The sequence below is a fragment of the Daejeonella sp. JGW-45 genome, from assembly GCF_029360805.1.
Classification (GTDB): Bacteria; Bacteroidota; Bacteroidia; order Sphingobacteriales; family Sphingobacteriaceae; genus Daejeonella.
This window is the reverse complement of sequence record NZ_JARKNC010000010.1, coordinates 646,259-669,919: the sequence shown is the minus strand read 5'-3', so window position 1 is coordinate 669,919 and position 23,661 is coordinate 646,259. Positions and strand designations below refer to the sequence as shown.

28 protein-coding genes and 1 pseudogene are annotated in these 23,661 nt (G+C 40.9%); 20 read left to right on the top strand and 9 right to left on the bottom strand.

Going from position 1 to position 23,661, the window contains the following annotated elements; all coding sequences use genetic code 11:
- Positions 1–23: 23 nt before the first annotated feature.
- Positions 24–785 carry a DUF4382 domain-containing protein gene (locus P2W76_RS16670; protein ID WP_276349033.1) on the bottom strand — a complete coding sequence of 254 codons (762 nt, stop codon included), beginning with the start codon at positions 783–785 and terminating at the stop codon, positions 24–26.
- A gap of 128 nt (positions 786–913) precedes the next feature.
- Here P2W76_RS16670 and P2W76_RS16665 point away from each other — a divergent pair, with 128 nt between their 5' ends.
- Positions 914–1,135 carry a hypothetical protein gene (locus P2W76_RS16665; RefSeq protein WP_276349032.1) on the top strand — a complete coding sequence of 74 codons (222 nt, stop codon included), beginning with the start codon at positions 914–916 and terminating at the stop codon, positions 1,133–1,135.
- A 6-nt stretch (positions 1,136–1,141) separates the two neighbouring features.
- Positions 1,142–2,038 carry a hypothetical protein gene (locus P2W76_RS16660; protein ID WP_276349031.1) on the top strand — a complete coding sequence of 299 codons (897 nt, stop codon included), beginning with the start codon at positions 1,142–1,144 and terminating at the stop codon, positions 2,036–2,038.
- A gap of 37 nt (positions 2,039–2,075) precedes the next feature.
- Here the strand turns inward: P2W76_RS16660 and P2W76_RS16655 are convergent, their stop codons facing one another.
- Both P2W76_RS16655 and P2W76_RS16650 read right to left on the bottom strand, forming a co-directional pair.
- Positions 2,076–2,858, bottom strand: coding sequence for a hypothetical protein (locus P2W76_RS16655; RefSeq protein WP_276349030.1), 783 nt, complete (start codon positions 2,856–2,858; stop codon positions 2,076–2,078).
- Between the two features lies 1 nt (position 2,859).
- Positions 2,860–3,555 carry a lycopene cyclase domain-containing protein gene (locus P2W76_RS16650; protein WP_276349029.1) on the bottom strand — a complete coding sequence of 232 codons (696 nt, stop codon included), beginning with the start codon at positions 3,553–3,555 and terminating at the stop codon, positions 2,860–2,862.
- 158 nt (positions 3,556–3,713) lie between these two features.
- Between P2W76_RS16650 and P2W76_RS17930 the strand changes: the two genes are divergently transcribed.
- Positions 3,714–4,007, top strand: a complete 294-nt coding sequence (locus P2W76_RS17930) for a hypothetical protein (protein ID WP_346429840.1) — start codon at positions 3,714–3,716, stop codon at positions 4,005–4,007.
- Positions 4,008–4,068: 61 nt separating this feature from the next.
- Here the strand turns inward: P2W76_RS17930 and P2W76_RS16640 are convergent, their stop codons facing one another.
- The 5 genes from P2W76_RS16640 to P2W76_RS16620 form a co-directional block, all read right to left on the bottom strand.
- Positions 4,069–4,569 (bottom strand): hypothetical protein, encoded by a 501-nt coding sequence (locus tag P2W76_RS16640; RefSeq protein ID WP_276349028.1) that lies wholly within the window; start codon positions 4,567–4,569, stop codon positions 4,069–4,071.
- Positions 4,569–5,405, bottom strand: a complete 837-nt coding sequence (locus tag P2W76_RS16635) for a phytoene/squalene synthase family protein (RefSeq protein ID WP_276349027.1) — start codon at positions 5,403–5,405, stop codon at positions 4,569–4,571. The genes P2W76_RS16640 and P2W76_RS16635 overlap by 1 nt, the downstream gene beginning before the upstream one ends.
- Entirely contained in the window at positions 5,389–6,882 is a 1,494-nt protein-coding gene (gene crtI, locus P2W76_RS16630; RefSeq protein ID WP_276349026.1) for a phytoene desaturase family protein, read from the bottom strand. The genes P2W76_RS16635 and crtI overlap by 17 nt, the downstream gene beginning before the upstream one ends.
- Before the next feature lie 36 nt (positions 6,883–6,918).
- The gene (locus P2W76_RS16625) at positions 6,919–7,797 is read right to left on the bottom strand and encodes a MerR family transcriptional regulator (protein ID WP_276349025.1); all 879 of its coding nucleotides are present in this window, start codon (positions 7,795–7,797) and stop codon (positions 6,919–6,921) included.
- A 174-nt stretch (positions 7,798–7,971) separates the two neighbouring features.
- A complete protein-coding gene (locus P2W76_RS16620) occupies positions 7,972–8,949 on the bottom strand; it encodes a helix-turn-helix domain-containing protein (protein ID WP_276349024.1) in 978 nt (325 codons plus the stop codon).
- Between the two features lie 138 nt (positions 8,950–9,087).
- Between P2W76_RS16620 and P2W76_RS16615 the strand changes: the two genes are divergently transcribed.
- The 12 genes from P2W76_RS16615 (at position 9,088) to P2W76_RS16560 (ending at position 20,303) form a co-directional block, all read left to right on the top strand.
- A complete protein-coding gene (locus P2W76_RS16615; RefSeq protein WP_276349023.1) occupies positions 9,088–9,516 on the top strand; it encodes an SRPBCC family protein in 429 nt (142 codons plus the stop codon).
- Between the two features lie 11 nt (positions 9,517–9,527).
- Complete coding sequence (locus P2W76_RS16610) at positions 9,528–9,902, top strand: DoxX family protein (RefSeq protein WP_276349022.1); 375 nt, start codon at positions 9,528–9,530, stop codon at positions 9,900–9,902.
- On the top strand, positions 9,895–10,272 hold the full coding sequence (locus P2W76_RS16605) for a DUF1801 domain-containing protein (RefSeq protein ID WP_276349021.1): 378 nt from the start codon (positions 9,895–9,897) through the stop codon (positions 10,270–10,272). Before P2W76_RS16610 ends, P2W76_RS16605 begins: the two co-directional genes overlap by 8 nt.
- An 83-nt stretch (positions 10,273–10,355) precedes the next feature.
- Positions 10,356–10,805 (top strand): SRPBCC family protein, encoded by a 450-nt coding sequence (locus P2W76_RS16600; protein WP_276349020.1) that lies wholly within the window; start codon positions 10,356–10,358, stop codon positions 10,803–10,805.
- An 11-nt stretch (positions 10,806–10,816) separates the two neighbouring features.
- Positions 10,817–11,218 (top strand): glyoxalase, encoded by a 402-nt coding sequence (locus P2W76_RS16595; RefSeq protein WP_276349019.1) that lies wholly within the window; start codon positions 10,817–10,819, stop codon positions 11,216–11,218.
- A gap of 685 nt (positions 11,219–11,903) precedes the next feature.
- Positions 11,904–12,137: a hypothetical protein gene (locus tag P2W76_RS16590; protein WP_276349018.1), complete on the top strand. Its 234-nt coding sequence runs from the start codon at positions 11,904–11,906 to the stop codon at positions 12,135–12,137.
- A 130-nt stretch (positions 12,138–12,267) separates the two neighbouring features.
- Positions 12,268–12,864, top strand: coding sequence for a TetR/AcrR family transcriptional regulator (locus P2W76_RS16585; protein WP_276349017.1), 597 nt, complete (start codon positions 12,268–12,270; stop codon positions 12,862–12,864).
- A 182-nt stretch (positions 12,865–13,046) separates the two neighbouring features.
- Positions 13,047–13,664 carry a TetR/AcrR family transcriptional regulator gene (locus P2W76_RS16580; protein WP_276349016.1) on the top strand — a complete coding sequence of 206 codons (618 nt, stop codon included), beginning with the start codon at positions 13,047–13,049 and terminating at the stop codon, positions 13,662–13,664.
- Positions 13,652–14,257 (top strand): TetR/AcrR family transcriptional regulator, encoded by a 606-nt coding sequence (locus tag P2W76_RS16575; protein ID WP_276349015.1) that lies wholly within the window; start codon positions 13,652–13,654, stop codon positions 14,255–14,257. The genes P2W76_RS16580 and P2W76_RS16575 overlap by 13 nt, the downstream gene beginning before the upstream one ends.
- Entirely contained in the window at positions 14,247–15,665 is a 1,419-nt protein-coding gene (locus tag P2W76_RS16570; protein WP_276349014.1) for a TolC family protein, read from the top strand. Before P2W76_RS16575 ends, P2W76_RS16570 begins: the two co-directional genes overlap by 11 nt.
- Positions 15,666–15,683: 18 nt before the next feature.
- A complete protein-coding gene (locus P2W76_RS16565; protein WP_276349013.1) occupies positions 15,684–16,754 on the top strand; it encodes an efflux RND transporter periplasmic adaptor subunit in 1,071 nt (356 codons plus the stop codon).
- 363 nt (positions 16,755–17,117) lie between these two features.
- On the top strand, positions 17,118–20,303 hold the full coding sequence (locus P2W76_RS16560) for an efflux RND transporter permease subunit (protein WP_276349012.1): 3,186 nt from the start codon (positions 17,118–17,120) through the stop codon (positions 20,301–20,303).
- A 212-nt stretch (positions 20,304–20,515) separates the two neighbouring features.
- Here the strand turns inward: P2W76_RS16560 and P2W76_RS16555 are convergent.
- Positions 20,516–20,671: pseudogene (locus tag P2W76_RS16555) on the bottom strand (IS66 family transposase); the annotation flags it as partial.
- Between the two features lie 425 nt (positions 20,672–21,096).
- On the opposite strand from P2W76_RS16555, the gene P2W76_RS16550 reads away from it, so the two are divergent.
- From P2W76_RS16550 to P2W76_RS16530, 5 genes are read left to right on the top strand one after another with little or no spacing between them, the layout of a single operon-like run.
- Positions 21,097–21,525: a MarR family transcriptional regulator gene (locus P2W76_RS16550; RefSeq protein WP_276349011.1), complete on the top strand. Its 429-nt coding sequence runs from the start codon at positions 21,097–21,099 to the stop codon at positions 21,523–21,525.
- Positions 21,526–21,569: 44 nt separating this feature from the next.
- Positions 21,570–21,995: an organic hydroperoxide resistance protein gene (locus P2W76_RS16545; protein ID WP_276349010.1), complete on the top strand. Its 426-nt coding sequence runs from the start codon at positions 21,570–21,572 to the stop codon at positions 21,993–21,995.
- 1 nt (position 21,996) lies between these two features.
- Positions 21,997–22,305, top strand: a complete 309-nt coding sequence (locus P2W76_RS16540) for a hypothetical protein (RefSeq protein WP_276349009.1) — start codon at positions 21,997–21,999, stop codon at positions 22,303–22,305.
- A gap of 14 nt (positions 22,306–22,319) precedes the next feature.
- Positions 22,320–22,805, top strand: coding sequence for a glutathione peroxidase (locus P2W76_RS16535; protein ID WP_276349008.1), 486 nt, complete (start codon positions 22,320–22,322; stop codon positions 22,803–22,805).
- Positions 22,806–22,809: 4 nt separating this feature from the next.
- A complete protein-coding gene (locus tag P2W76_RS16530) occupies positions 22,810–23,586 on the top strand; it encodes an SDR family oxidoreductase (protein ID WP_276349007.1) in 777 nt (258 codons plus the stop codon).
- Positions 23,587–23,661: the final 75 nt, after the last annotated feature.

Genomic DNA, 23,661 nt, shown 5'->3' with positions numbered 1-23,661 from the left:
TTTAGTTTAGTTGATTGTTTAGTTTAATTGATTGTAATCGTACCGAGATCTTTAGTGGAGCCTGTTACCACCACCACATTATCAATGGTTTTCATCACATAAGGGCTAACAGGGACTATCTCCACTTTGTATGTTCCTGCTGCCACTCCCGGGAACCAAAATTTACCATTGGCGTCTGAAACGGTACCCAGTGTATCTGTACCGGCAATTGCATATATTTTAGGATTAGACGCAGCAGGACTGATCACGCCGGTTATAGATCCTGAAACAGCGTTAGGGATTGCGCGGATCACCGGTTTCAGGATATATTTGCCATTACCGGTCTGAACGATGGATTTAGCTGCATCAAAGTCGAGCAGCATAGTGTATGCAACGCCTGCCTCGAGAGTTTCGTTCACCTTTAGTTTTACACCTGACGACTGACCACTTGGTGTAGTTAAAGGATAAGAAATTCCATTAATTACTACAATATTTCCGGTATCATTTAACACCAGGCGTACTTCCTGTATTTGACCGGATGGAATATCCTGGGTTGCAATCAACGTATCCTTACCCATTCTGAATTTTAAGATATCAAAGGGATTAGAATTTACAGCCAGGGTAGACCGTCCTCCTGATGAGAGCACCTCGATTTCTTTTACACTCAGATAAAGCGCATCGTAAGCGCCGGGGGCGTCTGTAAGCTTCACACTGACTTTGGTCATTCCAGAAGACCCTTCATTCTTGTTACACGCACTAAGTCCAATACCAAGACCTACAAATGCAATGATCAATAGTTTTTTCATTTTTTTATGGTTAATGTATTACGCACGTATTCAAAAACCCTGCCTCTGGAAAGCTGTTTTTACTGATGTTGCGTGGTTTGGCACGTAAAATGCTCAGTACTAACCTATAAACTAAGCCATAAAAAAATATGAAACGCCCACTATTGTACTGTTATATGGTCATTCTGACCATAGGAGTGACCGCAACAGCCTGCACTTCAACTAACACGAAAACCGATGAACAGCAGATAACTGCTATGGACTCCGTATCTACTGACTTGGAAAAAACGAATAAAGAGCTCGAAGAGGAGGCAAAAAAACTGGAAGCTTCCCTTGAAAAGGCAGAAAAGGAATTTAACACCTCAAAATAAGAAATCATGAAAACAAATATATTCAGGATCAGTATCCTGCCGCTCCTATTTTTACTATCCTTTATGGTACAGCCGCCTCAGGGAAACGATAAAGGAAATAGCTCAAATAAAGAAAAAGCCCGTGAGAACCAAAATGACAAGGGAAATCAGGGCAAAGGCAACGAATCCAAGGCTCGCGGGAACAACAGCAATGAAAACAGAGACGATAACGGCCAGGGAAACAGCAACAACAAACAAGATGTGAATAAAGGTAAAGGCCAGGGCCGGGATAAGAACAACAATAATGACAACAACGGGAACTCCGGAAACGGACGCTCAGGCGACAACCGCGGTAATAATGACGATTTTAAGGACAACAAAGGGAAAGGAAACAACCAGGGAAATGGTAACGGAAAATCAAAACGCGAAACGGTGAGATGGGACCGGGATGATAATATCGAATGGGGACTCGAGGATTTTTCAAGCCGGAAACGTCCTAAAGACTTTAAAAAAGTAACTATCTGCCATAATACGGGAAGTGATAATCATCCGGTTACCATATCCGTATCCGAAAATGCGATGCAAGCGCACCTTAACCACGGGGATCAGCTTGGCGATTGCGGAAATGGCTATTCAGATCTCTGGCCTGTTAATTATCTCCGGACCAGGGAAAACGTCTATAACGCCTATGAAAACACCTGGGAAACTATGTCGTACAGCGAGGCCTTGATTCGCTATGCCGCGGAGAGACTATTGGGAATAAGAAGCAATTTCCAAACCCAGCGTGCCACCTTAAGCCCTGAAGAGATCCAGCGCAAAGAAGTCCTCATCATGGAATTGCAAAACAATATCAATTCTTTAGAGAATCAATTGAGAACGACTCAACAAAGAACGGACGGGGTCAATATCAATATAATGTTATAAGTATTCAATTTGCTGGCTCGCCCACGCGTTTTACTGATTACACGTGGTCTATAGAACGCTGGCGGTATTTCAGGCCGTTGATTACTATTGTAACCAACAATATCGCGACACATCCATAGCAGGTATAAATAATGGAAGACGTGCCCTGGTAACCGCTGTTTGAAACAGAAATAGCCATAAGCGCCCAGATACCTACAAATCCAAACCCGCGAAGATTGCGGGTTTGGATCATAAAGATGTTGACCAGGGTTGCTGCGCATATTATAATAATAGTCCAGACAGAAGCCGAAAGTCCCCAGCCGCTCCAGTTTATTTTAGTAAGCCACGCAGCAGCGTTGGCGATCAGCGCCACGGAGATCCATCCGCTGTATAGAGCAAATGGCCAAAAAATAAAGACATAGCTCTTAAAAGGATGATAGTCAAGTCCCATGCGGGTATTCACAACTATCTTAAGAAGACAAAAAAGAAGAAAGGCCATAATAAGAAAAGAGGCACCGGTATATTCATACAACCATGCCATCACCCAAAGGGAATTCGCTACGCAGGAAAGCGTGAACCACCAGCCGATCCTCGATAATATCGGATCAGACCCCTGCTTTGTGAAAATACTTCGTCCCGTATAAACTACGAAACCCAATAAGCCCAGATAAATAAGGCCCCAAATGGAAAATGCATAGCCTGCGGGAGTAAAATAGTTAAAGTATTTGTCCGATATAGTTTTCATCGTATTGCCATTCAATATCCCTGAATTTGAAAGATAATTAATGACAATCGTGATAACCAGGGCTATACCATTGATGGCTGGGAATAATGTCTTCATGTCATTTGCGGTTAAAAAATCGTGCCTGAAATAATTTATAAAAATAAAGGTTCAGTAAGATCAGCTCAAAGCCATAAACAGCATCCTCTACAGGTACGGTCAGTATCCGGAAACCTATATGATGAGCCGGATTGTATCGGACTACAGCCTCGTCAATTCCCGATCCAGTCAATACGCCGTTAACTATAAAAAAGGGAATCAGTAAAATAGTGTACACAAAGGCAGCCTTACCAAGCCAATCGACCCTGGCGCCAAACTGTAAATACAGGCACACGATAGCCGTGCTATACATGGTAACCAGAGTATAAATTCTATCGTGAAAATAGGTTCCGACTCCTATCAAAGCCACAGCAAATAAGATGCAAAATATATTTTCTGCTTGTCGGTTCCATGCCAGGTTAAAGAACTTATCAAGGCAGAAGTAGGTAAATACGCAGGAAAAGGGAATGCATATAAAGAACAGCAATTCTTCCAACGGTAGCCCGAATAGATAAACGCCCAGCAGGTACTGTGGATTGAAGTTCCAAACGCCCATGGATGTGAAGACCGAATCCCATATGACGAAAACCACACCAACCAATACGGAAGCTGTAAAAAACTCCTTCCAGGTTTTATGAAATTGTATTTTCGGATGAAATGAGAATAAAAAAGGGATAATAATGGTGAAAAGATTCACCAGCAAATAAAGAACCTTCATAGTTTATCGTTAGCCTCGCGGAAATACTTAAACGGCACCCACAACATACCGAAGCATTCGCCGTCTTCCTTGCCCAGGTGCTTGTGATGCATCTTATGCGCTCTCCTTAATGCTTTAAAATAAGTCTTGTCAGAGGTTCTAAATATCTTGAACCTCTGATGGATAAAGATATCGTGTATGAGGAAGTAAGCGAAGCCATACAGAGTGATCCCAAGGCCTATCCAAAAAAGAAAGTTGAAACCATTTTGCAAACCCAGATACAAGGCGATGACACCGGGAACAGCAAAGATCAGAAAGAAAAAATCATTATGTTCAAAGAAGCCGGCAGACTCTTTTTTGTGGTGGTCTCTGTGCAAAGTCCACAACAAACCATGCATAACATATTTATGGGTGAGCCAGGCTACGGCTTCCATGGTAAGGAAGGCCATCAGCACGATCAAAATATTAAGTAAAACCATGATAATTAATTTAAAAGATCATTTTACGTCTTTGTGTTTGCGCCGGATCTCTAATCTAATCCATTCGTCCCTTCTCTTCAGCGTTTAAATATTTACTTTTCTTTAAAGCTGTGGTAATAAACTCTCTTGATCCGGCCTCTTTCAAACTTGATATGTTGTTTAGAATATATCCTTTGTCCGTTTCGACATCAGCATTATAACCTAAAAACGACGGTGCGTTAGCCTGGGTCATAAACCTCAGAAACCGCAACTCAACATTCATTCGATCCAGCTGAATTGCGCGTTCAAGCATTTGCTTCCCCTTCTTAAAGTAAGATAGTTTAGAGAACGGGTTGCCTGCGTATTTGGCCATCATCATAGAACTGCTGCCTTTATATCCCAGCAACAGCGGCCTTTTTGCATCGACCGGTGAAAGCAACGCGAATAGTTCCCTACAAGCTTTACCATCGGTAGCAGATCGTTTATAAAGTTGCCTAATCTTTTTAATATCTGCCCTGTTCTCAAAGACAGGTGTTTCAGCGTAAAAAAGGAACAATATGGCGAGCAGCAGTTTCATTATATCCAATTCATTTTATATTGTACCATACTATTTACCATCAGGCCAAGCTTTTGTGTATTATTAATCCTAACCCGCTCTGCTAAAATCTTGGACGGAGGAAGCTTCTTAATCTTCTTGAACAAAGAAATGTAGTAGACATAAGCAAGATAGACGCCCCCCCTGCAGCAAGAAGGCAACATCTTAATCCCGATCAGCGCTTCCTTAAAATCCTGCGCGATCTCTTCTTCGATCTGCGATTTCTCATGTGCCCTGAATTCGTTAAAATTGACTGACGGAAAGTAATTCCTTCCCAGGAGCTCATAATCATCCTTTAGATCTCTTAAGAAATTTACCTTCTGGAATGCCGCACCGAGTTTCATAGCATACGGTTTCAGCTTTTCAAAAGTCTCCATATCCTTCTGACAAAAAACATGCAAGCACATCAGGCCCACCACCTCGGCCGATCCTAAAATATACAGGTCAAATTTCTCCCGGCTATAATCAATCTGGTGCAGATCCATCTCCATACTGTTCAAAAAAACATCCACCAGCTCCAGGTCAATTTCGTAATTATGAACTGCCCGCTGGAAAGAGTTAAGGATAGGATTGGTAGAAATGCGCTGACCAATGGCCTCATAAGTTTCCACGCGGAATTTCGTTAACAATTGCTTCCGGTCGAAACCTTCGAAGCTGTCGACAATTTCATCTGCGATCCTTACGAATCCATAAATTGCGTAAATTGAATCCCTGATAGCAGGGCTTAAAAAATAAATACCCAGCGAAAAACTGGTGCTATATTTCCGCGTCGTCATTTTACTTACATCTAATGACAGATCATCAAACAACTGTTTCATATCGCTTATCTAGGTAAATGAGTATTTGCTTTGCAGCGAGCTTCCCGGAAATTATCGAAGGAGGAACACCCGGTCCTGGCACAGTTAATTGTCCTGTGTAAAATAAATTTTTGATCCTGGAATTATTAATCCTTGGCTTCAGGTTAGCCGTCTGCATAAGAGTATTTGCCAGGCCATAAGCATTGCCTTTGTAAGAATTATAGTCTAGCTTAAAGTTGTCCACACAGTAGCTCCTCTTATAGTCTATATTGCTGCTCAGTTCTTCGTTTATATGGCTCTCTAGCCGTTTGATCATCAACTTGAAATACTTCTCCCGTAAATCTTCGTTATCAGGAAGATCTGTAGCTAATGGCATCAGCAGAAAGAGATTCTCGTGTCCCGGGGGCGCCACCTGATCATCCGATCTGGACGGGCAGCAAACATAGAACAGCGGCTTGTCCGGCCATTTAGGGTCTTTGTAAATATCGCGTGCATGCTGGTCCAGGTTCTCTTCAAAGAACAAAGTGTGATGTTCTATATTCTGAATTCTTTTATTTATTCCTAAATAGAATATGAGGCATGAGGGTGCAAAAGTCTTTTTAGCCCAATATCCCTCGGTATAATTCCTGTCAGATTTTTGTAACAGACAACTTTCCGTATGATGATAGTCTGCTGAGGATATAACCGCATCATAAGATATCTCCTCTCCCTTAATTAAAAGCCCTGAAACGATCCCACTTTTATGAACGATCTGCTCTACCGGCGAATCTAGATGAAGCTGCACACCTTGCCTTTCAGCCAGTTTAGTCATAGATTCGATAACCTTTCCGAATCCGCCAAGGGGATACCAGGTGCCCAGTTTCATTCCGGCATAATTCATCAGGCTGTAAAGCGCAGGTGTGTCCTCGGGCATTGCACCTAAGAACAATACAGGAAACTCCATTAAAGCAATCAGCTTAGGATGAGAAAAATATTTGCGTACATGTTTGCTGAAGGATGAAAAGATCTCCAGGCGCATAGCGCCTTTTAATAGTTCCAGATCAAAAAATTCAAAAACCGAGAGTCCCGGCTTATACACCAGCTTCTTCATCCCTACTTCATATTTGAACCTGGCGTCGTCCATAAACTGACGAAGTTTGTCTGCGCTTCCTGCTTCGATGGATTCGAACAAGGCGCATAGCTCAGCGTAGTCTGCCGGGACATGCATTACCTCCTTCTGCGGAAATACAATATCAAATGAAGGGTTCAGTAATTTTAATTGATAGAACTCGCTTACCGAATATCCGAAATCCGCAAAGAACCGTTCAAAAACATCGGGCATCCAATACCAGCTGGGACCCATGTCAAACACGTAGCCCTCCGCCGTTTTTAACTGCCTGGCACGCCCGCCAACGGTAGAGTTTTTTTCATGGATATGCACCTCATGTCCATTTTTGGATAAATAGCATGCTGAACTTAATCCTGAAAACCCTGATCCAATGATTGCGATACGCGCCATGTCGTTTATATAATTCCTGTAATAGTTAAACAATAGTTATTGGACAATCCGTTCCATGTCATCCACCTTTTTTAGCCATGTCACCTGATCGATCAAGCTGACCTGCTCAATTAATTTCTCATTTCCACTAATAAAAATCGTACCCTTATCAAAGATCCCTGCTATATCTGATAAATAAGAGCTCACATTGCCGGGAAAATCATAGTGAACAAAAAACAGCAGAAGACAGTCCGGTTTAACAGTTTCAATCGCTACATTCAGAGTACCCAGAGGCACGCTTGATCCCAGGTAAACTACATCTTCGCCGTTCTTACGCAGAAGGTAATGGGCAAACAGCAATCCCATCTCATGGTACTCATCTTCCGGTAAAAACAATAGCCATTTCCGGCTATCTGGGGCCGGGAATGGCAAAGCATCTGTGGCCGTCAACATTTTTTGCCGAATCAGGTTACACATAAACTGCTGATGTGCAGGCGGCAACAGATCTGCAGACCACATGAGCCCCACACGATCAAGCAAGGGATAGATCACATCGCGGTATGTCCCGTCAACACCAAACCTCAACAAGCAGTGGGAAAGTATCTTCTGAAAAGAACGCTCATTGAACTCCATTCCTGCAGAAATGAGTTGTGAAACAAATGGGTTAGGCTTTTCATTCGTCTCCAGGGAATACATATTCTCGATCAGCTCGCTCAGTGCATCATCTTTCATACCGCAGAGCTCAGAGACCTTATATTCAGATTCCATCAGGCTCACAATGTTCAATAAGCGCTTCAGGTCCAGGTCACTGTAGGTCCGGGTATTACCCTGGGTCCTCGCAGGACTCAGGGCCTGATACCGCTGCTCCCAAACACGGATGGTATGAGGTTTAACGCCTGAAAACTGAGCCAGCTGGGCAATTGTTAGGGAATTCATTTTGTTTAACTTTAAACAAAAATAGTTAAACAAAATGAGATTGGCAAGATGCACTGATAATCTGTCCTTGGCTTGCCATGCAAAACGGAAGGACGCCGGAAACTGGCGGGCTTGAGGTGAGAAGGAGATCCGGCCCGCATTGCAACACGGGCAGTTCTGCCGGAGGTAATGCTGTTATACTTCGGTTGCTACCTTTGCAAACTTGTTCCTGTATTCTATAGGTGTAAGGCCTGTAATCTTTCTGAAAATATCCCTGAACGCTTTGGTGTCGGTATAGCCTACTCCATACATAACTTCAGTGACGTTTTTCCTGGAGGCTTCAAAAAACTTCTTTGCTGCTTCTATTCTTACCCTTTGTATGTATTCTACAGGACTGTTGTTTGTTGCATCCTTAAACCTACGTTCAAATGTCCTACGGCCAACATTGATCAGGTTTACCAGGTCTTCAATGGCAATTTTATCTTCATAATTTTCCTCAATATAATCCTGAACCTTTTGAATACAGAGATCACCATGATTTTTCTGCCCCCTGAAGATGGCAAACTGAGACTGACTGTCCCGGCCAATATCAAGCGCAAAGTATTTGGATATCATTACAGCTGTTTCCCTGTCCGAAAACTTCTCCACAAGGTACAATATTAAATTCCAAAGACTGCTTGCACCGCCGCTGCTATATATATTGTCATGTTCAGTGATAACCGCTCCGTCCTCCACTTCCACCTTGGGGTACTTTTCCCGGAACTCGTTTACATGCGCCCAATGAGTCGAACACTTTCTCCCATCTAATAATCCCGTTTCGGCCAGCAGAAAAGCGCCTATGCATAAACTGGCAAGACTGGCCCCGTTCTGATGGAGATGTTTGAAACAGGGAATGGCTGCTAAATTAGCCTGGATGCCTGTGTCGGTATTTCCAAACGTAGGCGGTATAATAAGCAGGTCGGTATAACTCACATCTTTCAGCAAGCGGTCTGTCTTTACAGTGTATTCGCCATTGTTGGCAGGTACGTACTCATTCAATCCGACGTATTCTACATTGAACACCGGCGCTTTACCAAATGCTGTTAGAAATTCATTAGCTGTATTAAAGGTCCTGAATGCCGGAGAAATAGCTTCTATTACTCCGTATTGCGGAACAAAAACTGAAACTTGCATAAAATTCTGTTTAAATTAAAGGTACGGATACCCTGTCGTAATCCACCCTTAATTTGTCGCTTTTACAATAGGCCGGGATTTAAGCCCAGTTGCATCTTTGTATTATAAATAACAACTAAAACTAAAAAATAAATATCAATGACAAAACAAACAAAAATCACGGTCGAAGCAACAGTAAATGCGCCCGTAGAAAAGGTATGGGAGGTGTGGAATAATCCGGCCGACATCATGCAATGGAATACCGCAGACCCAAGCTGGCATACACCAAGCAGCGAAAACGATCTCCGGATAAACGGCAAATTCAAAAACAGGATGGAGGCTAAAGACGGCAGCTTCGGGTTTGATTTTGAAGGCACCTATAACAAGGTCGATCTGCATAAGGAAATAGCTTATACTATGTCCGACGGCAGAACCGCAAGCACGGTGTTCGAAGAGAAAGACGGCAAGACCATTCTCACAACAACCTTCGACGCCGAAACAGAGAATGATCCTGAAATCCAGAAACAGGGATGGCAGGCTATCTTAAACAGTTTCGTGAAGTACGTAGAAACAAGGAGCATCAACTAGTCATTAAAGAAATGAAGAAGAATAAAATTATCTTTTGGGCAGCCACTATTTTCATCGTACTATGGGAAGGTATAATGCCGCTTGGAACCCTGCTATTCGCGCCGGAATACGCGACCGTAGGTACGGAACCTTTAGGCTATCCTGATTACTTCGCTTATACGCTTATCATTTGTAAGGCACTGGGCGTTATCGCAATCTCTTATCCTAAAACCCCAGCTAAACTGAAGGAGTGGGCTTATGCAGGACTAACATTTAATTTAATCTATGCTTTCATCAGCCACGCCTTTGTAGATCAAAATGTAACATACATGGCCTTACCACTAATCGTATTGGCAATTCTTGCAGTTTCCTACATCTACAACGATAAAATATACGCGAATGGCTAAGACAAATTACCAGACGATCGACGAGTATCAACAGGGATTCAGCGGTGAGAGCTTGTCACGAATGCAAACGGTCAGAAAGATCATTCATGACCTGGTACCGGCCGTCGAGGAAAGCATCAGTTACCAGATCCCCTGCTTTAAATATAAGGGTTACCTGATCTACTATTGCGCATTTCCCAACCACATGTCGCTGTCACACCCTTTTAGTACAGCGTTTTGGGAACATTTTAAAACCGACCTGGAAGGTTATAAGACAAGTAAGTCTGTTATCCAGATCCCTGCCGATAAACCCTTCCCTGAAAAGCTGGTTAGAGACATCGTTGCATTCCGGAAAAAGGAGAATGAAATGAAGAACAAAATCAAAGAATAAAGATTAGGTCACAGCTGAAGAAAAACCTGATTCCGGAAGGCAAAAAGTAAAATAAATAGAATTAATCACTAAAAAACGAAGAAATGAAAGATAACACCGTTTCATTGCACCGGGTAGTTACAGCTAGCCCCGAAAAGATATTCCGTGCATTTTCTGACCCAATTGCGCATTCAAGTTGGATCCCTCCTTATGGCTTCGTATGCGAAGTACACCAAATGGATTTTAAAGTAGGGGGCAAGTTTAAAATGTCCTTCATTAATTTCAGTACAGGTAACAGGCATTCATTTGGCGGAGAATATTTGGAGATTAAGCCGGATGAGTATATTAGATACTGCGACAGGTTTGACGACCCTAACCTGCCCGGCGAGATCATAACGACCGTATCACTAAAAAAGGTGATGTGCGGTACAGAGCTTAAGATTGTGCAGACAGGTATACCCGAAGCCATACCTGCGGAAATGTGTTATTTGGGATGGCAGGAATCGCTCGATAAAATGAAAAGGCTGGTTGAACCTGAAATTCCGGATGCCTGATCCATTTGCCTATGTTAGTTCAAAACAGCAATCAAATAAGCAGCGGGGTTTTTATCACGTTTTCGGGAAACTGCAGGAAGGCACTTTCGTTTTACCAGGATTGCTTTGGCGGAACCCTGCACTTTGAAACATTTGATGAAGAACTTCGTGGCTATACAGAAACACCCGTTGTTTGCGGTTCTTTATTTTCTGATCATATAGTTATTCACGGTTCAGATCTGGCACACAATGAAGGAAGGAAGATCGGAAATTATCTTTCAGTCTTTCTTCCGTGTGAAAATGCGAACACCAGGAGGGCGCTCATTACAAAATTAAGGCCAGGTCACAAGGATCTCCCCGCGATGCATAACGACGAGCAAAAACTGGTCGAGATAACAGATGCCTTTGATGTGAGATGGGTACTCGGAGTTTGACGGTATCATTTTTTCTCAAAACATAAAAGCCGTTCTCTTAGCAAAGAAAACGGCTTTTATGTTGATTTCAGCGAAGCTTACAGTTTGACCACTTTGAGAAGGGAGCAATTTTCCTTAAAATAAAAATCCCGCTTTACCATGGGTAAAGCGGGATCGTAGCCCGTAGGGAACTAAAACCTTGTTCGTAACCTACTGGTTGTTAATGTCTTATGTAGTCGGAAATTCTTTACTCTTCGAATCACTCACTACGTTGTTTCACCTTTTAGCTGCAAAACTTATGATATAAAGTTACTAAAGTAGTTTAAATAATATGAACCTCCTGAACCTACTACAAAAAGTGGCTTTTCACTATTATGGAGAATTTCATCACGGATGTCACCGTCGGATTGATCGAGCGCCCAATCCAAAGGTATCACTTATTTTTTCTAGCTCTTTTACAAATGGTTTTCCCATATAGGGTAAAAATAGGAGTTTAATTGTTTATGTCTCTTTAATAAAGGCAGTCGTTATCAACAAAAATACATCTGCTAGTTTACTAAAATTATTAGTAAGTATCTTAGATTATTCGTCTTAAGAACTGAACATTTAATTTTATTCTTATCTCGTCATCGCTTAAATCCTTATAACAAAAGTCAAATGTGGAAATAAATGGCCACACACTACAGCTGCGTGGAGCGGTATACAGTTGGAAGCAAAAGCTCGAGATTTCATAATTGATAACTGTATAACATGCCAGTTCCATGAACTAGTTCATGTTGACAATCTAGGAATAACTATTTTAGAAGAGAATGAAAAACTCCAAAACGAAAAAAGAAAAAAGAGTGAAGATGAACTTTCGACCGCTTATAACAATGTAGTTAGCAGTGTAATGGAATACGCTTTAACAAACCCCACACTGCATATTCCGGGAAAAGCTTAATTAACAAGGTTAATAGCCAACACGAAAGAGCAAGGCAAAGATTAGGAGGAGAAATTATTTTTGATATCTTACTTACTTTTCCGTGAACATTTAACACTCAACACGCGATTAAGAAAAACGGTAAGAAACAATGGCACAGGACAAAAAAAGAGATGAAATAATTGAAGCAGCGAAAAAGCGGTTCTCACATTTTGGTGTTGCGAAAACAACTATGAATGAGATCGCGGATGACTTGTCTATATCAAAGGCGTCTTTATATTACTACTTCCCTGACAAGCTAAATCTGTATGCTGCAGTCTTGCAAGGGAGCATTGAAGCCGAACGGGCTAATGAACGTGACTTATTAAACGAACAATACCTGTTAAATGCGCTTAATAAATACTTAGAAACAAGAACGGAGTTTATCATCAAGAACTATAACATCCTTGAGTACCTCAAAACAATAGGTACCTCTTTTCCCTCTGAACTTGAAACCATCTTTATTGCAAGCAGGAGCAGGGATATTAATCTTATCGCTACCATCCTCTCTAATAACGCAAAAGCACAAGGCTTAAAAATTAAGGATACACTAAAAGTAGCCGAACTACTAATTGAATGCCTTGACGGCCTGCGACATGCTACTTTCGGCCGTAAAGCAAATTTTTTTCCTGATCAAGGGCAGTTTTACAAACTTCTAATAAGGGAGAAGGAAGTTGCTGCCATCTTCGTTAAAGGCTTGAGTTGCTAAACTTTACTACCTCCAACTCGGAAAAAAACTCACGAGGGCGCTCTTCGTGGTTGCCGTTGACGCCCATGTTTAACAATTAATATGCATTGAAAATCTACAAAAATTTGGAACGAAGTCTTGTTTGTTGTAACTTTGACTTTTAAAGCAAAAAAGTCAGTAATTAATTAAGTCAAATACTCGAAATGAAAGAAGAGGTTTCGGTGAAGCAGGACCACATCGTAGAGGCTGCTATCAAAAGGTTTACACATTTTGGTATCAATAAGACAACGCTTGGGGAAATAGCGGAGGATATAGGTATTTCAAAAGCATCCTTATTTTACTATTTCCAGGATAAAGGCACACTGCTTGAGGCTGTTGGACAAAAGATAATAAACGAGGTTTTGGAAGGATTTAATTCAGCATTAAGCTCGGTAAGTTCTGTGGAAGATGGTTTGTTAGCTTTAATAGAAGTTAAGAGACAGTTCTTTAAGAAGTACATGATGTTAGCACTCCAGTCCGAAAGTGTTGAAATGAATAAGTTGTCTCCGCAATTCACGCATTTTATCCAACAATCTCATTTAAGGAAAGAACGAATCGTATCAGATTTTTTGAAGCGAGGAATAGAGGCTAAAACACTTCGTCCGCTTGATACCGAAAAGACAGCACGGCTACTACTTGAAACCCTCCAGGCTTTTGACCATTGTATCAAAGGCAAGTCACCGTTTCTACAAAACCTGGATATGGATGCCTTATTTGATAAGCAGAAGGATGTAATGCAAATTTTGTTAAACGGATTGAAAAGTAACGAATGGAAGAACTGATTATATCCAAAGCAAGAGAGCTGTTCTTTTCGAATGGCATAAAGAGCGTATCGATGGATGATATCTCCAAAGGTGTGGCTGTATCTAAAAAGACAATCTATAAATGTTTTGTAGATAAAAACCAACTGGTTGAACGGATAGTGGAGGATTTAATTGAAGGTTTTAAAGACCGGACCTCTGAATGTAGAAAGCACGCTAATAACCCGATTGAAGAGGTAGTTCTTTTCACAGCAGCGGCAGCTGATGTAGTTGCGAATATCAGTGCATCTTTCTTCTATCAACTTAAGAAATTCTTCCCAGTCATCTGGAGAAGGATAGAAGATTTTCAAAAGAATTGGCTACTCCCGTTCATTACCGAAAACTTGAAACAAGGAATAAATGAAGAAGTATATCGTCCTGATATAAATATTCCTTTTACAGTAGATATACGTCTACAGCAAATACTAACAGTTCTCGATGCAAGAACTCTTATAGGAAGACCCATGCAATTGCACAAACTGATGCAGTTAACCGAGTTCTACCTGCATGCAATTGCAACACCAAAGGGAAAAAGTTTAATAATTAAATATTTAAAAGCAGATAATGAAACATAGTTTTCGAATTGAAATGAAACAAACAAACAAAAAAAAGCGCCTGAGACAATCTAGGGGTGTTTGGAAGTTGCTGCTAATGTTCATCGCAGTAATGTTCCTCAACACTTCTAACGCACAGCAGCCTACTACGCTTTACTTAAAAGATGCATTGAAGTATGCCTTAGAAGCAAGCCAGAATGCAAGAAAGGCAAACCTGGATGTAGAGAACAGTCAATACAGAATTGATGAAGTAAGGGCGAGAGCTTTACCACAGATAAACGGTTCAGGTGGGTTAACTTATAATCCAATTCTTCAACAAAGTGCTCTACCCGGTGACTTTTTTGGGCGTCCAGGTGAGACTGTATTAGTGGCATTTGGTCAAAAGTGGAATGCAAATGCTGGGGTATCTTTTAACCAAACATTATTTGATAACTCTGTATTTACAGGGTTAAAGGCTGCTCGTACAACAGTGGAGTTTTACAGGTTAAATAAGCAACTAACCGAAGAGCAGATTATTGAACAGGTAGCCACCAGTTACTACCGGGTATTAGTACAACGACAGCAACTTGGCTTAATTGATAGCACCATCAAGAATACACAGAAGGTGCAGGCCGTATTACAAAGTTTGTATGACAATGGCTTAGCCAAAAAGATAGATGTAGACCGGATAGCAGTAAATGTATCTAACCTAAGAAGCCGTCGTCAACAACTGTTGAACGCTGTAGAGCTGTTACAAAATCAGTTGAAGTTTTACATAGGAATGCCTATTGAAACACCTATTACAGTTCCTGATGTTGAGTTGGCTACAATAAGAGCACAGGCAATACTACAAACAGATACTGTAGATGTTTCGACCAGAACAGAATTGGCAGTACTAAAAACTCAAAGAACATTGTTGGAGTACCAGCGCCAGTCAACCAAGAGTGAGTACTTGCCTAACTTATCGCTATCAGGCTCCTATTCATACCAAGGTTTGAGTAACAGTTTCCCGATATTTAAAGGTCAGTCAGAAGGTGCTAACTGGTTTGATGTTGCATCAGTGGGTTTAAACCTTCGTGTGCCGATTTTTAATGGCGGTGCTACTAAAGCAAGAATAAAACAAGCTGATGTAGCAATCAGTAAGTTGAACGAAGATATAGCTCAGACAAAGTTGTCGTTAAACCTTGCTTACGAGAATGCAAAAACACAAATCAACAACAGTGTTATTACACTGAACAACCAGCAGGAGAACGTAAGGTTGGCGCAAGAGGTTTACTCAAATACGCTAAACAACTACAACAATGGTCTTGCAACATTAACCGATTTGATTGATGCAGAAAACTCATTAACAGAAGCACAAACAAATTATTCATCAGCGTTACTCGATTATAGAGTTGCCGAAATACAATTGATAAAAGCACAAGGTTCACTTAAATCTTTACTAAACTAAACTAATAAAAAAATACAAATGAAAAAGAGGTCTGTAGTAAGAACATTATTAACCGTAGCAATCATTGCAGGATCTGTTGCGCTGATAGGTTGGATTCTTACAAATAACAAAAAGAAGAACGAAGCTAAGACGGCTGTAGTTGCACAATCAAGCAGTGATGTGGCTGTTAGGGTAGCCGATGTGCAAACACAAACGCTTGATTTAGATTTTGCTGTTAATGGAAACTTTGCACCTGCAGCGCAAATGGATTTTGCTTCTGAAAGTGCAGGTCGTGTTGTGAGGGTTTTGGTGGATGAAGGTAGTCGTGTAAGGAGAGGTCAAACATTGGCTATAGTTGATGCAGGTACGCTAAATGTTGATTTAGAAAGTGGACAGGCAACGCTTCAAAATGCACTACGAGACCTGCAGCGTTACGAGAATGCTTTTAAAACCGGAGGTGTTACCCAACAACAACTCGATCAGGCAAGACTTGCCGTTACAAATGCAAGGGCACGCGTGTCTCAATCACGTATTCGTGTTGGTGATGCTAATGCAAGAGCTTCCATCAACGGTATCATCAACAAGCGTTACATAGAGCCTGGAGCTTATGTTTCTCCTGGTACAAAAATGTTTGAGATTGTAGATGTATCGAAGCTAAAGCTTACAGTTAATGTAAACGAGAACCAGGTTGCTCAGTTAAAAATTGGTAGTCCTGTACAGGTAAAAGCAAGTGTGTTTCCTGATAAAACCTTTACAGGTCGTGTAAGCTTTATTGCAGCAAAGGCTGATGCTGCTTTAAACTTTCCTGTTGAGATTGAGATAGCAAATGCAGGCAGCCAGCTAAAGGCGGGCATGTATGGGACTGCCATCTTCGATTTTCCAGGTCAAACTCCTGTAGTTGTTGTGCCACGTGCCGCCTTTGTTGGTAGCGTAAGCAGCAATAAAGTGTTTGTACTTGATGCAGGTAACGTAGCAAGAACACGCAAGGTTATTCCCGGCAGAATTATTGGCGAGCAGGTTGAAATACTTCAAGGTTTAACTACAGGCGATAAGGTTATTACAAGCGGTCAGATAAACCTTGTTGACGGAAGTAAAGTGAAGCCTATTTAAGGGACCACAACCCTTAAATAGGCTTTAAGAAAACATGATTTGTTAGAACGATTTTTTGGGGACGGGCAACGGGATAAGGATTAGATATCGTTGTGCCACTTGCTTGTTCCTGTAGTTTATATATTTCAATTAATACGAAGTCAAGAACAAAAGTAAACGTCAATGGTAGGAGGTACGACGAAGCAATCTGATGATTGAATTGAAAAAGATTTAAAATCAGTAGAGCTGTTGCTTCGTTCCCCGCAACAACAAAGAATTTTCTTCAGCACCAGAGTGCGACGCAACGGATGATTAATCGGAGCTACTAAAGCGTGCTACACAAAAAAAAACGAACTGAAAGAGAGATTATAAATAATTTGAAAAATGAAAATTGCAGAAATATCTATAAAACGCCCAACGCTGGTGATAGTACTTTTTACAGTACTTATATTAGGAGGGTTGTTAAGTTATACTTCGCTTAATTACGAGTTGTTACCGAAGTTCAGCCCGGCCGTCGTATCTATTACAACGGTGTACCCGGGTGCATCTCCTAGCGAAGTTGAAAATACCGTATCGAAGAAGATTGAAGATGCAGTGTCTTCAATGGAGAACATTAAGAAGCTAGACACGAAGTCGTTTGAAAGTGTATCAACGGTAATTATAACGCTTAAAAGCGGCAGCGATGTAGACTATGCCTTAAACGATGCACAACGTAAGGTGAACGCTATTTTAAAGGACTTACCAGAAGATGTAGACCCGCCTTCGTTAGCTAAATTTTCGCTGGATGACTTACCTGTTATGACGTTGTCAGGTACAGGTAATGTTGATGAGGCTACTTTTTACGACCTTATGGATAAGCGGATTGCGCCTATACTATCCAGAGTCGAAGGTGTTGCAAGGGTGAACCTGATTGGTGGACAAGAGCGTGAGATACAGGTAAGCATTGACGCAAACAGGCTTGAAGCAAACGGTCTTTCATTATTGCAGGTACAAAATGCAGTCTTGCAAAGCAACCTCGACTTCCCAACAGGTAGTGTTCAAACGAGGGAAAGGGATATACTCATCAGGCTTACCGGTAAGTATAAAAATATAGATGAGTTAAGTAATCTTGTGATTGCTACTTCTCCTGCCGGTGCACAGGTTAGGCTGATGGAGGTGGCAGATGTACAGGATACCCAGAAAGATGTCGAGAAGTTAGCACGTGTAGACCAAACCAGTGCAATTGCCGTACAAATCATTAAGCAATCAGATGCTAATGCTGTTGCCGTAAGTGAGCAGGTACGTGCAGCAATAGAAAAACTACAAAAAGATTATGCTTCGTCAGGCTTGAAGATGAATGTAGTGAATGACAGTTCTATCTACACGTTAGAATCTGCAGATGCTGTTATATTCGACTTATTTATTGCGATTTTACTGGTAGCTTTTGTTATGTTGTTCTTCCTGCATAGCTTAAGAAACGCATTGATTGTAATGGTAGCCATTCCGGCATCGTTAATTGCAACATTTATATTTATGGCATTGCTTGGCTACTCGCTAAACCTGATGTCGTTGTTAGGACTATCACTGGTGGTAGGGATATTGGTGGATGATGCGATTGTGGTGTTGGAAAACATCTATCGGCACATGGAAATGGGTAAGAACCGTGTTCGTGCTGCCTATGATGCTACAAAAGAAATAGGTTTTACTGTTACATCAATTACATTGGTTATTGTGGTGGTGTTTGTACCTATCGCACTAAGTACAGGTCTGGCTGCAGATATATTGAAGCAGTTTTGTGTAACGGTATCCATAGCTACATTGCTATCACTGTTATCATCGTTCACAATTGTTCCATGGTTGTCATCCAGGTTTGGTAAGCTTGAACGTATAACAGGTAATAGTTTCTTTGGAAGGATAATTCTTGCTTTCGAAAAAGGGTTGCACAAATTCACAAACTGGGTTACGAATATTTTGAAATGGTCGTTAGCTCATAAGAAAACAACATTGGCGTTAGTGTTTGGCTTGCTGATAGCGTCATTTGCTTTAGTAGGAGCAGGGTTTATTGGTACAGAGTTTTTTGCCAAGAGTGACAGAGGTGAATTTTTAGTACAGATTGAGCTGCCTAAAGATGCTTCTATTGAACAAACAAATGCTATTACACAAAAAGCGGAGAACTACCTGAAGACAAAGCCGGAGGTTACAAAGCTTATTACCACTGTAGGCCAATCTAGTGATGGTATGGGTGCTACGCAGGCAACAGCATACAAATCAGAAATAAATGTGCAATTGGTTCCTAAAAAAGAAAGGGCAGATGAAGCAAGTATTTATGCTGCAAAGATTAAACAAGAGTTACAACCAATGCTTGTTGGTGCAAAAGTGAAGACAGTACCTATTAGTATTTTGGGTTCAGCAGAACGGGCACCTCTTGCTTTAGTTGTTACTGCTCCAACGTTGGATAGTGCTCTAGCTTTTGCTAACGCTGCAATGGCAGAATTAAGAAAGATAAAAGGTGCTACTGAAATGCGATTATCTGTTGAAGCAGGTAATCCTGAAATCAATGTTCAGGTTGACAGAGATAAGATGGCAGCGCTTGGATTGAACCTTGCAACTGTAGGACAAACAATGCGTACTGCATTTAGTGGTAATACAGATAGTAAGTTCAGGCAAGGGGAATATGAGTACGATATAAATATTCGCTTTGGTAGTTTTAACAGGCAAAGTATACAGGATGTAAGTAATCTTTTGTTCACGAATAATACTGGTCAACAAATTCGATTGTCGCAATTCGCTACTATCAGTGAAGGTTCTGGTCCAAGCATGTTGGAGAGAAGAGACAAGAGCACGTCTGTTACCGTGGAGGCACAAACTGTTGGTCGTCCATCAGGTTCTGTAGCACAGGAGTGGGGGGTAGCTTTAGAAAAGCTAAGAAAGCCTACAGGTGTAACAACAATATGGAGTGGTGACATGGAAAACCAGAGCGAAGGTTTTGGTTCGCTAGGTATTGCATTATTAGCAGCAGTAGTACTGGTATATCTTATCCTGGTGTCGTTGTACAACAGCTTCGTTTATCCGTTGGTGGTGTTGTTCTCTATACCCTTGTCGGTAGTAGGCGCGTTGCTTGCATTGGCGTTAACTAATAATTCACTTAATCTGTTTACCATACTTGGTTTAATAATGTTAATTGGATTAGTTGCTAAAAACGCGATCATTTTGGTTGACTTTACCAACCAGAGAAAGGCTGAAGGTGAAAGTACTTATCAGGCGTTGATCGATGCTAACCATGCACGCCTTCGTCCAATATTGATGACAACTATAGCCATGGTAATCGGTATGCTACCAATTGCACTAGCAAGCGGTGCTGGTGCAGAATGGAAGAATGGTTTGGCATGGGTAATTATCGGTGGATTGTTGAGTTCATTGTTCTTGACCCTTGTTGTCGTACCTGTGATGTATGCCATCTTCGATAAGTTGATTGCTAAGTTTAGTAAGAAGAAGAAACAGCCCATAGAGGAATTGATGGTGGAAGATTATGAGCCACAGGAGTTTCATGAGGTGTATGAGGAAGCAGAGTTTAACCCATCTCATGTGTAGTAAGGCTTTGGATGCGGAGTTTGGTTTAGTTATAACGGGGGCAAATGCCCCCCTGCTTATTATTGACGATCACACTAATTGTTGTATTTAAAGGCTAATCTTTTTAGAAGCGAAACATTAAAAGTGTGGTAGTAAATGAAAGGAAGATATTTCACCAGAAAAACAAAGTATAGACGTATCCGCCCGACCAACCCCATCTCCAGAACTTTAATTAATTTCTTAAAGTTCTGTGGATAAAGGTCCCGGATGTCTTTATGATTGATAGTCATGATATTCTGGAGGGCGTATTTGAGCCACTGGAAAGGATTAACCTCATGCTTTTTACAGATGGCGAAGAAGGAATAGATCATGGCGGCACGCTGCGCAGCTACAGCCAAGCCTTGTACTAGGTGAGAGACGCTAAGTTCAGTTATTCAGATCAAATGAATACTTCGAAAAGCTCATTTATTAATGGAGCGCGCTACTACAGTTGTGATGGTACAAGCTGAATCATTAGGACGATTCTATTCAAACGGTATTAGATATAAATATCAAATGAAATTAGAATGACAATAAGAGCTACTTAAGGGGATTTTTAGAGCAGAGGGTCTAAATATTTCCTAAAAATCCTCTCCTGTTCAAAGCAGGTAATCCGCAAAGTGGCATTTGACCTTATAAAGTTACCATTTCATTATTAAGAAAAATATTGTTTTCCCTTAAATTTAAAAGTATAAAGTTATTTGTTTTTTAATTGTGTACAACTTAATTTTGTACAATTAATTACTTTGCAATTCAAATCCAACAACTTAATTTGATGAAAGAAATTCTGAAATTAGAGAACCAGCTATGCTTTCACATCTATGCTTTGTCCCGTAAGATTACCAGTATGTATCAACCGTTTTTAGCCAACTTGGGCATTACCTATCCCCAATACCTGGTGATGTTGGTGCTTTGGGAAAAGGAGAGTGTAAACGTAAAGGAATTGGGCGACTGCCTGTTGTTAGACAGTGGCACGCTTACTCCCCTTTTAAAACGGTTAGAGAAAAATAAACTTATAACTAGGACGAGAAGCGATAAGGATGAAAGGATCGTGATCATATCACTTACTCAACAGGGAAAGAAAATGGAGGAGCAAGCCGCAAATATTCCGCTGCAGTTCAGTAAACACATCAAAAGCTGCAATGTTAATCCTAAATACCTACAAAAATTAGTAAAGGAAGTAACGGGTGTTATTTATCAGTAATCTACCAAATCAATTTAATAAACAACAAAAAACACACAGACAAAATGGAAATACTTTATACATCCACTGTTACTGCAACTGGCGGTAGAAACGGACACGTAAAAAGCGACAATAATGTACTTAACCTGGAAGTCCGTTTTCCAAAAGCATTAGGTGGCGCTAATGACGATTACACAAACCCCGAACAATTGTTTGCTGCAGGCTATGCTGCCTGTTTCGACAGTGCATTGAGCGGAGTAATAAGGATGGAAAAAATAAAAACCGGCATTACTACAGTTGAAGCAAATGTGAGCATTTTCAAAAACAAAACAGGCGGTTTTCAACTGGCTGTGAAATTGAATATAAACATACCCGGGATTGATCTTGAGCAGGCGAAAGCATTTGCTGAAAAGGCGCATCAGGTATGCCCGTACTCCAATGCAACCCGAAACAACATTGAAGTAGAATTAATATCAACTAATCATGATTAATATGAAATGGTACCATTATTTGACAGCCTTTTTTGCTGGCATGTTCCTGGCCAATGCAGTACCCCATTTTGTAAATGGTGTTTCCGGAAACCCCTTTCCCTCACCATTTGCTGATCCCCCAGGCAAAGGGCTTTCGGTGCCAATAGTAAACCTATTGTGGGGCTTGTTTAACATCGTTATTGGTTATCTGCTTTTTAGATACAGCAAAATCAATTCTCAAAACAAAATGTCTGTACTTGTTTTCTTTTTGGGGATTGTGGCTATCAGCATCATGCTAAGTATTGTTTTTTTAGATAAAGCAAAAATGTAATGGGAAAAAATATTATGGAAACAGAATTTTATACTCTGCAGGCTAAAAAGCCCAATGGAGAAATCCTGGAAATGAAAGATTTCAAAGGGAAAAATGTATTGATCGTAAACACGGCAACCAAATGCGGACTGGCACCGCAGTTTGAAGGGCTGGAGGCACTACATCAAAAATATAAAGACAAAGGTTTGGTAGTGCTGGGTTTCCCCTCGGCACAGTTTAGGAACCAGGAACCGGAGACAAATGAAACAGTAGAACAAGCCTGCAAAATAAATCACGGAGTAACCTTTCAACTTACTGAAAAAGTGGATGTAAACGGTAATAATGAACATTCTGTTTACACCTACTTAAAAAGTAAGAAAGGCGGCTTTTTGGGAAGCAAAATCAAATGGAACTTCACCAAGTTTCTGATTGATAAAAACGGAAAAGTGCTAAAAAGATATGCACCAACCACTAAGCCGGAAGCCATTGAAAAAGATATTTTGAAAATAATAAATTATTAAAATAATGTCAGACAATCTTCAAGGAAAGAAAATTATTATTACAGGAGCCACTTCAGGCCTTGGTTTAGCCATGGCAAAAGCTGTGGCTGCAGCAGGTGCATCTGTTCTAATTACCGGGCGCTCGGAAGAAAAAATCCATAACGCTGTTGAAGAAGTAAAAGCGCTTAATGCAGAAGTATACGGACTGATGATGAATGTGAGAAACGAAACCGAAATAGAAAACGCCGTACAGTGGGTAACAAATAAATGGGGAATACTAGATGTGCTTGTTAATAATGCAGGTATTGGTATGCGCACGGTGAATCCTTCGTTTTTATCAAAGCCAGAGCCATTTTATAAAGTAACTGCCGAAGGATTTCGTAACCTCATCGACACCAATCTCACCGGGTATTTTCTGGTTGCCAAAGCTTTTGTACCCCTCTTTTTGCAAGCCGGCAAAGGAAAAATCATAAACATCTCTATGAACTACGAAACGATGCGCCGCAAAGGATTTGTGCCTTATGGCCCATCAAGAGCAGGTGCTGAATCGTTGTCACTGATTATGGCAGAGGATTTAAAGGAAAAAAATATTGACGTTAATATGTTGCTGCCTGGAGGTGCTACTGAAACAGGCATGATACCAAATGAGTTTAGGGAAGAAATTATTCAATATTTTCAGTTATTAAACCCCAATGTGATGGCTGCACCAATTGTATTTCTTTCGTCCGATGAAAGCAACGGAATAACAGGTCAGCGAATTGTGGCCATTGAATTTGAAGCATGGAAAAGCAAATTGAAGTAAGGGAAAAATAAATTCAGTTAAAAATAAAAGCATATGAAAAAAAAATTAGAAAATCAAGGATTAGAAGTGTCTGCT

Excerpts from the sequence above, each read along its gene's own strand:
- P2W76_RS16670 (WP_276349033.1), bottom strand. The coding sequence starts at position 785 with ATGAAAAAACTATTGATCATTGCATTTGTAGGTCTTGGTATTGGACTT.
- P2W76_RS16665 (WP_276349032.1), top strand. The coding sequence starts at position 914 with ATGAAACGCCCACTATTGTACTGTTATATGGTCATTCTGACCATAGGA.
- P2W76_RS16660 (WP_276349031.1), top strand. The coding sequence starts at position 1,142 with ATGAAAACAAATATATTCAGGATCAGTATCCTGCCGCTCCTATTTTTA.
- P2W76_RS16655 (WP_276349030.1), bottom strand. The coding sequence starts at position 2,858 with ATGAAGACATTATTCCCAGCCATCAATGGTATAGCCCTGGTTATCACG.
- P2W76_RS16650 (WP_276349029.1), bottom strand. The coding sequence starts at position 3,555 with ATGAAGGTTCTTTATTTGCTGGTGAATCTTTTCACCATTATTATCCCT.
- P2W76_RS17930 (WP_346429840.1), top strand. The coding sequence starts at position 3,714 with ATGGATAAAGATATCGTGTATGAGGAAGTAAGCGAAGCCATACAGAGT.
- P2W76_RS16640 (WP_276349028.1), bottom strand. The coding sequence starts at position 4,569 with ATGAAACTGCTGCTCGCCATATTGTTCCTTTTTTACGCTGAAACACCT.
- P2W76_RS16635 (WP_276349027.1), bottom strand. The coding sequence starts at position 5,405 with ATGAAACAGTTGTTTGATGATCTGTCATTAGATGTAAGTAAAATGACG.
- crtI (WP_276349026.1), bottom strand. The coding sequence starts at position 6,882 with ATGGCGCGTATCGCAATCATTGGATCAGGGTTTTCAGGATTAAGTTCA.
- P2W76_RS16625 (WP_276349025.1), bottom strand. The coding sequence starts at position 7,797 with ATGAATTCCCTAACAATTGCCCAGCTGGCTCAGTTTTCAGGCGTTAAA.
- P2W76_RS16620 (WP_276349024.1), bottom strand. The coding sequence starts at position 8,949 with ATGCAAGTTTCAGTTTTTGTTCCGCAATACGGAGTAATAGAAGCTATT.
- P2W76_RS16615 (WP_276349023.1), top strand. The coding sequence starts at position 9,088 with ATGACAAAACAAACAAAAATCACGGTCGAAGCAACAGTAAATGCGCCC.
- P2W76_RS16610 (WP_276349022.1), top strand. The coding sequence starts at position 9,528 with ATGAAGAAGAATAAAATTATCTTTTGGGCAGCCACTATTTTCATCGTA.
- P2W76_RS16605 (WP_276349021.1), top strand. The coding sequence starts at position 9,895 with ATGGCTAAGACAAATTACCAGACGATCGACGAGTATCAACAGGGATTC.
- P2W76_RS16600 (WP_276349020.1), top strand. The coding sequence starts at position 10,356 with ATGAAAGATAACACCGTTTCATTGCACCGGGTAGTTACAGCTAGCCCC.
- P2W76_RS16595 (WP_276349019.1), top strand. The coding sequence starts at position 10,817 with ATGTTAGTTCAAAACAGCAATCAAATAAGCAGCGGGGTTTTTATCACG.
- P2W76_RS16585 (WP_276349017.1), top strand. The coding sequence starts at position 12,268 with ATGGCACAGGACAAAAAAAGAGATGAAATAATTGAAGCAGCGAAAAAG.
- P2W76_RS16580 (WP_276349016.1), top strand. The coding sequence starts at position 13,047 with ATGAAAGAAGAGGTTTCGGTGAAGCAGGACCACATCGTAGAGGCTGCT.
- P2W76_RS16575 (WP_276349015.1), top strand. The coding sequence starts at position 13,652 with ATGGAAGAACTGATTATATCCAAAGCAAGAGAGCTGTTCTTTTCGAAT.
- P2W76_RS16570 (WP_276349014.1), top strand. The coding sequence starts at position 14,247 with ATGAAACATAGTTTTCGAATTGAAATGAAACAAACAAACAAAAAAAAG.
- P2W76_RS16565 (WP_276349013.1), top strand. The coding sequence starts at position 15,684 with ATGAAAAAGAGGTCTGTAGTAAGAACATTATTAACCGTAGCAATCATT.
- P2W76_RS16560 (WP_276349012.1), top strand. The coding sequence starts at position 17,118 with ATGAAAATTGCAGAAATATCTATAAAACGCCCAACGCTGGTGATAGTA.
- P2W76_RS16550 (WP_276349011.1), top strand. The coding sequence starts at position 21,097 with ATGAAAGAAATTCTGAAATTAGAGAACCAGCTATGCTTTCACATCTAT.
- P2W76_RS16545 (WP_276349010.1), top strand. The coding sequence starts at position 21,570 with ATGGAAATACTTTATACATCCACTGTTACTGCAACTGGCGGTAGAAAC.
- P2W76_RS16540 (WP_276349009.1), top strand. The coding sequence starts at position 21,997 with ATGAAATGGTACCATTATTTGACAGCCTTTTTTGCTGGCATGTTCCTG.
- P2W76_RS16535 (WP_276349008.1), top strand. The coding sequence starts at position 22,320 with ATGGAAACAGAATTTTATACTCTGCAGGCTAAAAAGCCCAATGGAGAA.
- P2W76_RS16530 (WP_276349007.1), top strand. The coding sequence starts at position 22,810 with ATGTCAGACAATCTTCAAGGAAAGAAAATTATTATTACAGGAGCCACT.